This window comes from Mycetohabitans endofungorum, from assembly GCF_002927045.1.
GTDB lineage: Bacteria > Pseudomonadota > Gammaproteobacteria > Burkholderiales > Burkholderiaceae > Mycetohabitans > Mycetohabitans endofungorum.
Window position 1 is genome coordinate 1 of sequence record NZ_PRDW01000027.1, and the last position, 13,477, is coordinate 13,477.

1 protein-coding gene is annotated in these 13,477 nt (G+C 62.0%); it reads right to left on the minus strand.

The genetic code is table 11. From position 1 onward, the window contains the following. On the minus strand, window positions 1–13,477 hold a 13,477-nt coding region (locus tag B0O95_RS14690; RefSeq protein WP_146064104.1), incomplete at both ends, for a non-ribosomal peptide synthetase.

The following is a 13,477-nucleotide window of genomic DNA, read 5'->3' on the forward strand; positions in this document are numbered from 1 at the left end:
CGTCGAAAGCCGGGTTCGCTGCGAACGCCACACGATCACCGGTGCCAATGTCAACATAGCCATTGTTGATGACTAACCGTGCAATCGCATGATGCGGCACCATCACGCCCTTCGGGGTCCCGGTCGAGCCCGACGTATAGATCACATATGCCAGATGCCGGGCCGTCAGGCCCGTCACCGACGGATTCGCGTCCGGCAACGCCGGCAGCGTGGTCGGATCGAGCACCGTACACTCGGCCAGCGCCGCGTCGCCCAACGCAGCGCGCCCGGCTGCATCCGCGAGCACAATGCTGGGCGCCGCATCGGCGAGGATGTGCACCAAGCGTTCACTCGGATAGTTCGGATCGAGCGGCACATACGCACCGCCGGCTTTCAAAATCGCCAGCAGCCCCACGACCAGCGCCGGCGAGCGCTCGACACAGATTGCCACCCGGGTGTCCGGCCTGACGCCCCATTCGATCAACTGGTGCGCCAAACGATTGGCTCGGGCGTTCAGCTGCGCATAACTGAGCGCTTGGTCCTCGTACACGAGCGCTGGCGCCTCGGGCGTACGCTCGACCTGCGCTTCGAACAACTGGTGGATGCATAAGTGCGACGGATAGTCCCGCTGCGTCGCATTCCATGTCTGCAGCAGCAACTGGCGCTCATCCGGTGACAGTAATTCAAGCGTTGCCACCGGCTGCTGGGGGCACGCCACCATGGCGCGCAACATCGTCTGTAGATACCCGACGTGCCGCTCGATCGTGGATCGGTCGAACAGCGCCGTCGCATACGCTAAGCTGCCGATGACCTCGTCGCCTGCCTCAGATAAGTTCAGTTCGAGATCGAACTTCACCACGTCATACTCGAGCTCAGCCGGCGTGGCCGTGAGTCCAGGTAGGCGCCACTCGCCTGGCTCATTGTTCTGCCACGCCAACATCATTTGAAACAGCGGCGTGTGATTGAGCCGGCGTGGCGGCTGCACGATCTCGACCACTTGCTCAAACGGCAGATCTTGATGCGCCTGCGCGTCCAGCGTCGTGCGCCGCACGCGCTTAAGCAGTTCGCTCGTATTGGGCTCGTCGGATAAGTCGACGCGCAACGCCAGCGTATTGACAAAAAAGCCGATCAACGGCTCGATTGCGGCATGCCCCCGGTTTGCGCTGGGCGTGCCGATGACCACGTCGTGCTGGCCTGACAGGCGCGCGAGCACCGCGCTCCATGCGGCGAGCACTGTCATAAATAGCGTCGTGCCGTGCTCCGCGCTTAAGCACTTCAGTGCTTGCGTCGTGGCCGCATCAATGCGCACCGGCACCTGCGCGCCGGCAAACGATTGCTGCGCCGGGCGCGGTCGATCGGTCGGTAGCGCCAGCCGCACCGGTGTATCGGCGAGCGTCACGCGCCAATAGTCGCTTTGCGCCTGCAGCCGCTCGCCCGTGAGCCACCGTCGTTGCCACGCCGCATAGTCCGGATACTGAACCGCTAGCGGCGGCAGTGGGTCAGCTTGCGCCCCGACGCTCGCCGCGTACAGTGCGCTCAACTCACGCGCGAGCACCCCGATCGACCAGCCGTCCGACACAATATGGTGTTGCGTGAGCAACATCACGTGTTCGTCGTCGGCCACTTGAATGCCGCACGCGTGGATCAACGGACCGCGCGCCAGATCGAACGGCGCGTGCGCGACTTCATGACTCAACCGCGACAGCTGCACGTCGGCATCGGGCACCCCACGCAGATCATGCCAGCGCAGCGGCACGCCCGTGTCCGCCGGCAGCAGCCGCACCTGCGGCTGACCGTCAACGCTCACAAACGTCGAGCGCAGCGCTTCATGGCGGGCGAGGAGCGCATCCAATGCCTGTTGCCAGGCCGCGCGATCAAGCGGCCCGCGCACATGCAGCGCCAGCGGAATATGATATGTGTCACTAACCCCATCGAGCTGCGCGAGGAACCACAGCCGCTGCTGCGCGAACGATAGCGGCAAACTGCCTTCGCGCGACACCGGCGCGATCTCGGGCAGCGTATCAGTGCCTTGTTGCCAGTGGGCGTCGAGCGCCGCGGCAAACGCGGTCAACGTCGGTGTCGCGAACAAGGTGGCCAGCGGCACGTCAGCGCCCAGCCCTTTGACCCGGTTCATCAAGCGCACCGCGAGCAGCGAGTGACCGCCGAGTGCAAAGAAGCTGTCGTGCCGACCCACACGTTCGACACCCAATAGCTCCGCCCAAATCGCCGCGAGTGTCGTCTCGAGCTCGCCTTGCGGCGCTTCATACGCTTGATGCGCGAGCGCGTCGTCATCCGGTGCGGGCAGTGCACGCCGATCGAGCTTGCCGTTCGGCGTCAGTGGAAACGCATCGAGCCGCACAAACGCACTAGGCACCATATACTCAGGCAGGCTCGCCGCCACGTGTGCGCGCAGTGTGCTCGCCAGGTGCGCGTCCGCTTCGGCCTGCACATACGCGACGAGCCGCTTAGCCGAGCCCTCACCGGTTGCCAGCACCACCGCGTCGCGCACTTGCGGATGCGCCGTTAAGCACGCTTCGATCTCGCCCGGTTCAATGCGAAAGCCGCGGATCTTCACTTGCTCATCGTTGCGTCCCAAAAACTCTAGATTGCCATCCGGTCGGTAACGCGCCAAATCCCCGGTCTTGTACAGCCGTGCATCGGCATCATCTGAGAACGGATCGGGCACAAAGCGCTCAGCGGTCAGCTCTGGGCGGTTCAGATAGCCGCGTGCGACGCCTGCGCCACCAATATACAGTTCACCGACCGCACCCAGTGGTACCGGCTGGCCGTGCGCATCGAGCAGATAAACGCGCGTGTTCGCTATCGGCCGCCCGATCGGAATATTGTCTTCGACACAGGCCACTGGACAGGTCCAAAACGTTGTACCAAGGGCATTTTCAGTTGGACCATACAAGTTATGAACTTGCGCGTCAGGCAGCAGCGTTTGACACCGCTGGGAAGTCGCACCGGACAGTGCTTCGCCACTGCAAATCAAATGCTTCACCGATGTGCAACGCTGAACACCTTCCGTATCCAAGAAAATACTGAGTATGGATGGCACAAAGTAAACCGTCGTGATGCGCTCGTGGACAATAAGATCCTTCAAGGCAACAGGATCCTTATGAATGTCGGCGTCTGCGACAATAAGGGTTGCGCCATTAAGCAACGTCCCAAAGAGCTCCCAAATTGAGATATCGAAGTTAAAGGATGTTTTTTGGAGAACGCGATCGGCAGGCGTCAGGCTATAACCTCGTGGCCGGTCGATCAGCGCCTGGTCTTCACTTAACGTACCGTTAGGCTTTGTACCCTCGAATAAGCGTGCAATTTGCCCATGTTCAATCATCACGCCCTTCGACGTGCCGGTGGAGCCCGATGTGTAGATGACATAGGCAAGATGGCGAGGAGTCAGTTCGGCTACTCGTGGGTTGGTTGCAACTTGATCGAGCGCTACATCCGGCTCAAGTACGGTTCGGCACGCAAGCGCCTCTTCCCCCAACGTGGCCCTGCCCGTTGCATCAGCGAGTACAATCGTTGGCGCGGCATCATGCAGAATATGCGCGAGGCGCTCGCACGGATACGCGGGATCAAGCGGCACACAAGCGCCGCCCGCCTTCATGATCGCCAATAGCCCCACGACCATTGCCGGCGAGCGCTCGACGCAGATCGCTACTCGGGCGTCCGGCTCGACACCCAATTCAATGAGCTGGTGCGCGAGGCGATTGGCTTGGGCGTTCAGCTGCGCATAACTAAACATTTGATTTTCAAACACCAGCGCCGGTGCCTCGGGCGTGCGCTTTACCTGCGCCTCGAACAACTGATGAAGGCACTGGTCTGGATAGGGAGCCGCCGTCGCGTTCCATGTCTGAAGCAGCAACTGACGCTCCGCCTCGGGCAGCACCTGCAACTGCTGCACTGCGGTGTCGGGCATTGCCTCAAGCGCGTCGGCCAAGCTGTGCAGCGCCTGCTGCATATACGCGCACACTCGCTCGGGCTCCAGCGACGACACGACCTGGGCCGTCAGCCTCAGCGACTGCCCATCATCATCCACCGACAGTATTAGCGGATAATTGGTGCGCTCCCGCGCGCTCAACAGTTCCACACCCGGTAGCCCGCTGCGCTCGCTTGAATCCATCGCATTGTGCCGGTAATTGAGCAGCGCACTAAAGAGCGGCGTGCCCGCCGGCACACCGCTGCAGCGCTGCGCGAGCGCCAGCGACGCATGCTCGTGTTCCAACAGTGCCGCCAGCCGCGCGTGCGTAACATGCACGGCGGCCTGCACACTGCCGTCCAGGTCCACGCGCAGCGGCAGCGTATTAATAAAGAGCCCCATCGCACGATCGGCACCCTCACCCGCTTGCATCCGACCAAACAGCACGGTGCCAAACACCACGCGTTGTTGGCCGCTCGCGCGCGCGAGCACCTGCGCCCACGCCAGGTGACACAAGCTCGCCAGACTGACGCCCAACCGTTTGGCGTGCGCACGCAACCGATCGTTCAACGCCGGCGGCAGCATCCGGTGTGACTCGCTCACGTCACTGCCGTCGTGCTGTACCTGCGCGAGCCCAAACGGCAAGGTCGGCTCGTCAATGTCCGCAAGCTGCTCAGTGAAGAAACGCTCGTGCTCAGCTTGGCTCACGCCAAGCCTTGCTTGCGCGACCAGATCGCGGAACGGCTGCGCCGGCGGCAGGGTATCGCCTCGACCCTCGATGAATGCGCCCACCTCCGCGTGCATCACCTCCAGCGTTGAGTGATCGATAATCAAATGGTGCAGCCGCTGCGTGAGTAGCCAGCGCCCCTCACTATCCTGAGCGATCGCACAATGCAGCAGCGGCGCTTGCGTCAGATCCAGCCGCGTGTGACGCGGATCAAAGCGCCGCGCCAATTGCTCCGCGATCGGCCCGTCAGCGGCGTCCAACGTCAGCTCGGTGACCGGCAGCCGCGCGTGGCGCCACACCACTTGCGCGGGCGTGGACACACCTTCCCACACGAACGCGGTGCGCAAAATATCGTGCCGATCGATCACCTGCTGCAGCGCGTGCAGATACTGGTCAAGCCGCGCTCGCGTATCAAAGGCCAGCTGCAGTATCAGCAGATACGGATCGCCGTCGTGCGCGAGTAGATGGTGAAACAGCAGCCCGTCTTGCAGCGGCGACAGGGCATAAATGTCTTGGATATTGGTCACACCCTGCGGCACCTGCTCGACAATCTTATCAATGTCCGCTTGCGTCAGCTCAATGAGCGGCAGCATCGACGGCGTAATCGCACTCGTGTCGGGCGTGATCGCGTTCGCAGGCACCACCACATCACGGCGCTGACCCAACGTCTGCACCAACGCACTGAGCGTCGGCGCCTCAAACAGCAGCCGCACCGACACACTCAAGCCCCGACGCCGTAGACGCTCAATGAACTGCACCGCGAGCAGCGAGTGGCCGCCGAGCGCAAAGAAGCTGTCGTGCCGACCGACCTGCTTCACCCCCAATAGCTCGGCCCAGATCGCCGCCAGCGTCGTCTCCAGCTCGCCTTGCGGCGCTTCATACACTTGATGCGCGAGAGCCTCATCATCCGGTGCGGGCAGCGCACGCCGATCGAGTTTGCCGTTCGGTGTCAACGGCCACGCATCGAGCCGCACAAACGCGCTGGGCACCATATACTCAGGCAGGCTCGCCGCCACCTGTGCACGCAGCGTGCTCGCCAGGTGCTCGTCCGCTTCAGCCTGCACATAGGCCACCAGCCGCTTATCTGAGCCCTCACCGATTGCCAACACCATCGCATCACGCACTTGCGGATGCGCCGTTAAGCACGCTTCGATCTCACCGGGTTCAATGCGAAAGCCGCGGATCTTCACTTGGTCATCGTTGCGCCCCAAGAATTCCAGGTTGCCGTCCGGCAAATACCGCGCTAAATCACCGGTCTTATACAGCCGCGCATCCGCACCCTCTGAGAACGGATCGGGTACAAAGCGCTCAGCAGTCAGCTCCGGGCGGTTCAGATAGCCACGCGCCACCCCCGCGCCACCAATATACAACTCACCGGCCGCGCCCAGCGGCACCGGCTGGCCATGCGCGTCAAGCAGATAAACGCGCGTGTTCGCAATCGGCCGGCCAATCGAGACCTCACCGCTGAAATCACGTGCACCACGCCATGCTGTGGCACAAACGGTCGTCTCCGTGGGACCGTAGGCATTAAAGACTGTGCCTTGTTTCGCTAAGTCTCGAACCAACGTTGCACTGGGTGCTTCACCTGCCAGAATCAACGTCAAGGACGAACCAAGACTAGCCAAATCTGCGCCATGTTGAAGCAGTGCAGGCGGTAAAGTCGCGTGCGTAATCGCATGGCTTGCCAAATAGTCCCACAGCGCATGCCGATCATGCCGGGCCGTCTCGGGTGGCAGATACAACGCTGCACCGCTGCCAAAGGCCATCAAGATTTCGGAGGCACTCGCATCAAAGCTGAACGACGCAAACTGCACAATGCGGCTGGTTGGCTGCACCCCAAAACAGGCAATCTGCGCCAGAGCAAGGTTTACCACGCCCCGATGCTCGACCATCACCCCTTTCGGTGTGCCGGTCGAGCCCGACGTATAGATCACATACGCCAGATGCCGGGCCGTCAGCTCGGCTACCGATGGATTCGTGTCCGGCAATGCCGGCAGGGTGGCCGGATCGAGCACCGTGCATGACGCGAGCGCCGCGTCGCCCAACGCAGCACGCCCGGCCGCATCCGCGAGCACAATCGCCGGTGCCGCATCGGTGAGGATGTGCACCAAGCGCTCACTCGGATAGTTCGGATCGAGCGGCACATACGCGCCCCCGGCTTTCAAAATCGCCAGCAGCCCCACCACCAGTGCGGGACTACGCTGCACGCAGATCGCCACGCGCGCATCGGGCTTGACACCCCACTCGATCAACTGGTGCGCGAGGCGATTGGCTTGTGCGTTCAGCTGCGCATAGCTGAGCGCTTGTTCCTCGTACACGAGCGCTGTCGCCTCGGGCGTGCGCTCGACTTGTGCCTCGAACAACTGGTGCACGCACCGATGTTTCGGATACGCCTGCTGCGTCGCGTTCCATGTCTGAAGCAGCAATTGGCGCTCGGCCGGTGACAGCAACTCAAGCGTTGCGACCGGCTGCTGGGGGCACGCCACCATGGCGCGCAACATCGTTTGCAGATACCCGACGTGACGCTCGATCGTCGCTTGATCGAATAACGCCGTCGCATACGCTAAGCTGCCGACGACCTCGTCGCCTGCCTCACACAAGTTCAGCTCGAGATCGAACTTCACGACGTCATACTCGAGCTCAGCCGGCGTGACCGTGAGCCCGGGTAAGCGCCACTCGCCTGGCTCATTGTTCTGCCACGCCAACATCACCTGAAACAGCGGCGTGTGATTGAGCCGGCGCGGCGGCTGCACGATCTCCACGACTTGCTCAAACGGCAGGTCTTGATGCGCCTGCGCGTCCAACGTCGTGCGCCGCACGCGCTTAAGCAGTTCGCTCGTATTGGGCTCGTCGGATAAGTCGACACGCAACGCCAATGTATTGACAAAGAAGCCAATCAACGGCTCGATGGCAGCATGCCCCCGGTTGGCGCTGGGCGTGCCGATGACCACGTCACACTGGCCTGACAGGCGCGCGAGCACTACGCTCCATGCGGCGAGCACCGTCATAAATAGCGTTGTGCCATGCTCAGCGCTTAAGCGCTTGAGCGCTTGCGTGGTTCGTGCATCGATCCGCACCGGCACGTGCGCGCCGGCAAACGACTGTTGTGCTGGGCGCGGCCGATCGGTCGGCAGTGCCAGCAGCACCGGCGCATCGGCGAGCGTCGCGCGCCAGTAGTCACTTTGCGCCTGCAGCCGCTCGCCCGTGAGCCACTGTCGTTGCCACGCCGCATAGTCTGGATACTGAACCACTAGCGGCGGCAGCGGATCGGCTTGCGCCCCAACGCTCGCCGCGTACAGTGCACTGAACTCGCGCGTGAGCACCCCGATCGACCAGCCGTCCGACACAATATGGTGCTGGGTGAGCAGCACCACGTGTTCGTCATCGGCCACTTGAATGCCACATGCGTGGATCAACGGACCACGCGCCAGATCGAACGGCGCGTGCGCGGCCTCGTGACTCAACCGCGACAGCTGCACGTCGGCATCGGGCACCCCACGTAGATCATGCCAGCGCAGCGGCACACCCGTGTCCGCCGGCAGCAATTGCACTTGCGGCTGCCCCTCAACGCTCACAAACGTCGAGCGCAGCGCTTCATGACGCGCGAACAGCGCATCCAATGCCTGTTGCCATGCCGCTCGATCAAGCGGCCCGCGCACATGCAGCGCCAGCGGCATATGATATGTGTCACTGGCCCCATCAAGCTGTGCGAGAAACCACAGCCGCTGCTGTGCGAACGAGAGCGGCAACCTGCCTTCGCGTGACACCGGCGTGATCTCGGGCAACGCATCGGCGCCTTGTTGCAAGGGGGCGTCGAGCGCCGCAGCAAACGCCGCCAACGTGGGCGTCGCGAACAAAGTCGCCAGTGGCACATCGGCACCCAGCCCGCTGACCCGGTTTATCAACCGCACCGCCAGCAGCGAGTGGCCGCCGAGCGCAAAGAAGCTGTCGTGCCGACCCACACGTTCGACGCCCAATAGCTCGGCCCAGATCGCCGCCAGCGTCGTCTCAAGTTCGCCTTGCGGCGCTTCATACACTTGATGCGCGAGCGCGTCATCATCCGGTGCGGGCAGCGCACGCCGATCGAGCTTGCCGTTCGGTGTCAAGGGCCACGCATCGAGCCGCACAAACGCGCTGGGCACCATATACTCGGGCAGGCTCGCCGCCACGTGTGCACGCAGCGTGCTCGCCAGGTGCTCGTCCGCTTCGGCCTGCACATACGCGACCAGCCGCTTAGCCGAGCCCTCACCGGTTGCCAGCACCACCGCGTCGCGCACTTGCGGATGCGCCGTTAAGCACGCTTCGATCTCACCCGGTTCAATCCGAAAACCGCGAATCTTCACTTGCTCATCGTTGCGCCCCAAATACTCCAGATTGCCGTCCGGTCGGTAACGTGCCACATCCCCGGTTTTATACAATCGTGCATCCGCTTCATCTGAGAACGGATCCGGCACAAAGCGCTCAGCGGTCAGCTCTGGGCGATTCAAATAGCCTCGTGCGACCCCCGCGCCACCAATATATAACTCACCGACCGCACCCAGTGGCACCGGCTGGCCATACGCATCGAGCAGGTAAATACGCGTGTTTGCAATCGGCCGGCCGATCGGAACCGAACCAAATTGTGGCAGCGGCGTGCTTGCCTCATACACAGCGCATCCCACTACCGTCTCTGTAGGTCCATATTCGTTAATCAGCCGTATACTCGGCTGTATGAGTTGCCACATCGCCACGGTCGAAGCATTCAGCGCTTCTCCTCCAATCACAAAAGCAGCCACCCGCGTTCTAATTCCTTCCTGTTGTAACCGCTGGCCCAATATGTCTAAATGAACCGGCGTGATCTTCACCAATCCTTCACTCTGCGCCTGGCGTACATATGTCTCCAATGCCTCAATTTCGTTACCTGCGCTCAATAATTTCACCGTGCTGCCGTATAGCAGCGGTGTCCATAAGCTGGTAACCGTTGCATCAAAAGAGAGTGAAGAAGACACCACCGCGCCTTCTTCAAAAGCATACGCCCACATAGCCCAACTCAAATAATTGCTCAACCCGCGGTGTTCGACCATCACGCCCTTCGGGGTGCCGGTCGAGCCCGACGTATAGATCACATACGCCATATGCCGAGTCGTCAGCTCGGCTACCGATGGATTCGTATCCGGCAACGCCGGCAATATGGTCGGATCGAGCACCGTACACTCGGCGAGCGCCGCGTCGCTCAACGCAGAGCGCCCGGCCGCATCTGCGAGCACAATGCTGGGTGCCGCATCGGCAAGGATGTGCGCCAAGCGCTCACTCGGATAGCTCGGATCGAGCGGCACATACGCGCCACCGGCTTTCAAAATCGCCAGCAGCCCCACGACCAGCGCGGGACTACGCTCGACACAAATCGCCACCCGAGTATCAGGCCTGACACCCCACTCGATCAACTGGTACGCGAGGCGATTCGCCCGGGCATTCAGCTGCGCATAACTGAGCGTTTGGTCTTCATAGACCAGCGCTGGCGCCTCGGGCGTGCGCTCGACCTGCGCTTCGAATAGCTGGTGCACGCACCGATGTTTCGGATACGCCTGCTGCGTCGCGTTCCATGTCTGCAGCAGCAACTGGCGCTCGGCCGGTGACAACAACTCAAGCGTTGCGACCGGCTGCTGTGGATGAGCCACCATTGCGCGTAACATCGTCTGCAGATACCCGACGTGCCGCTCGATCGTGGACCGGTCGAACAGCGCCGTCGCATACGCTAAGCTACCGATGATCTCGTCACTTGCCTCACACAAGTTCAGTTCGAGATCGAACTTCACGACGTCATACTCGAGCTCAGCCGGCGTGGCCGTGAGCCCGGGTAGGCGCCACTCGCCTGACTCATTGTTCTGCCACGCGAACATCACTTGAAACAGCGGCGTGTGATTGAGCCGACGCGGCGGCTGCACAACTTCGACCACTTGCTCAAACGGCAGGTCCTGGTGCGCTTGCGCGTCCAGCGTCGTGCGCCGCACGCGCGCGAGCAGCTGGGCGGTATCAGGTTCGCCCGACAGATCCACGCGCAACGCCAACGTATTGACAAAAAAACCAATCAACGGCTCGATGGCGGCATGCCCCCGGTTTGCGCTGGGCGTGCCGATGACCACGTCGTGCTGGCCCGACAGGCGCGACAGCACCGCGCTCCACGCGGCGAGCACCGTCATAAATAGCGTCGCGCCATACTCTCCACTTAAGCGCTTCAGTGCTTGTGTCGTCGATGCATCGATCTGCACCGGCACCTGCGCGCCAGCAAACGACTGTTGTGCCGGGCGCGGTCGATCGGTCGGTAGCGCTAGCAGCACCGGCGCGTCCGCCAGCGTCGCGCGCCAGTAGTCGCTCTGCGCCTGCAGCCGCTCACCCGTGAGCCACTGTCGTTGCCACGCCGCATAGTCCGGATATTGAACCGTCAGCGGCAGCAGCGGATTGGCTTGCGCCCCGATGCTCGCCGCGTATAGCGCGCTCAACTCACGCGCGAGCACCCCGATCGACCAGCCGTCCGACACAATATGGTGGTGTATGAGCAGCACCACGTGTTCGTCATCGGCCACTTGAATGCCGCATGCGTGGATCAACAGGCCCTGCGCCAGATCGAACGGCGCGTGCGCGGCTTCGTAACGCAAGCGTGCTAGTTGCGCCTGCGCATCCGGCACCCCACGCAGATCATGCCAGCGCAGCGGCACGCCCGTGTCCGCCGGCAGCAGCCGCACCTGCGGCTGACCGTCAACGCTCACAAACGTCGAGCGCAGCGCTTCATGACGCGTCAACAGCGCATCCAATGCCTGTTGCCAAGCCGCTCGATCAAGCGGCCCGCGCACATGCAGCGCCAGCGGAATATGATATGTGTCACTAACCCCATCAAGCTGCGCGAGGAACCACAGCCGCTGCTGCGCGAATGATAGCGGCAAACTGCCTTCGCGCGACACCGGCGTGATCTCGGGCAGCGTATCGGTGCCTTGTTGCCAATGGGCGTCGAGCGCTGCGGCAAACGCCGCCAACGTTGGCGTCGCGAACAAGGCGGCCAGCGGCACGTCGGCGCCCAGCGCTCTGACCCGGTTCATCAACCGCACCGCCAGCAGCGAGTGGCCCCCGAGCGCAAAGAAGCTGTCGTGCCGGCCGACACGTTCGACACCCAATAGCTCGGCCCAGATCGCCGCGAGCGTCGTCTCAAGTTCGCCCTGCGGCGCTTCATACGCTTGATGCGCGAGCGCGGCGTCATCCGGTGCGGGCAGTGCACGCCGATCCAGCTTGCCGTTCGGTGTCAACGGCCACGCGTCCAGCCGCACAAACGCGCTGGGCACCATATACTCAGGCAGGCTCGCCGCCACGTGTGCGCGCAGTGTGCTCGCCAGGTGCGCGTCCGCTTCGGCCTGCACATACGCGGCGAGCCGCTTAGCCGAGCCCTCACCTGTTGCCAGCACCACCGCGTCGCGCACTTGCGGATGCGCCGTTAAGCACGCTTCGATCTCGCCCGGTTCAATGCGAAAGCCGCGAATCTTCACTTGGTCATCGTTGCGCCCCACAAACTCCAGATTGCCGTCCGGTAAATAACGCGCCAGATCCCCGGTCTTATACAGCCGCGCATTAGCGTCCTCTGAGAACGGATCCGGCACAAAGCGCTCAGCGGTCAGCTCTGGACGGTTCAAATAGCCGCGTGCGACCCCCGCACCACCAATAGATAACTCGCCGACCGCACCCAGTGGCACCGGCTGGCCGTGCGCGTCAAGCAAATAAACGCGCGTGTTCGCAATCGGCCGCCCAATTGGAATATTGTCTTCTACACATGCCACTGGACAGGTCCAAAACGTTGTACCAATGGGATTTTCAGCGGGACCATACAAGTTATGAACTTGCGCGTCAGGCAGCAGCGTTTGACACCGCTGGACAGTCGCACCGGGCAGTGCTTCGCCACCGCAAATCAGATGCTTTACCGATGTGCATCGCTGAACACCTTCCGTATCCAAGAAAATGCTGAGCATGGATGGCACAAAGTGGACAGTCGTGATGCGCTCCTGGGCAATGAGATCCATTAAGGCAACAGGATCTTTATGAGCGTCGGCGTCTGCTACAACAAGGGTCGCGCCATTGAGCAATGTCCAAAATAGCTCCCAAATTGATACATCGAAGTTAAAGGGTGCTTTTTGGAGAACGCGATCGGCAGGCGTCAGACTATAACCTCGTGGCCGGTCGAACAGCGCCTGATCTTCATTTAACGTACCGTTAAGCTTTGTAACCTCGAATAAGCGTGCAATTTGAACATGTTCGATCATCACGCCCTTCGGCGTGCCGGTGGAGCCCGATGTGTAGATGACATAGGCAAGATGGCGAGGAGTCAGTTCGGCTACCCGCGGGTTGGGTGCAACTTGATCGAGCGGTACATCCGGCTCAAGTACGGTTCGGCACGCAAGCGCCGTTTCCCCCAACGTGGCCCTGCCCATTGCATCAGCTAGGACGATCGTTGGCGCCGCATCATTAAGAATATGCGCGAGGCGCTCGCACGGATACGCGGGATCGAGCGGCACACAAGCGCCGCCCGCCTTCATGATCGCCAATAGCCCCACGACCATTGCCGGCGAGCGCTCGACGCAGATCGCCACTCGGGCATCCAGCTTAACCCCCAATTCAATGAGACGATGCGCGAGGCGATTGGCCCATGCATTCAATTGCGCATAGCTTAGTGTCTGCGCTTCATACACCAGCGCAGTAGCTTCCGGGCTGCGCTGCACCTGCGCCTCAAACAACTGATGAAGGCACTGGTGGGCTGGGTAAGGAGCCGCCGTCGCATTCCATGTTTGCAGCAGTAGCTGACGCTCATCCGCTTCCAGCATTTG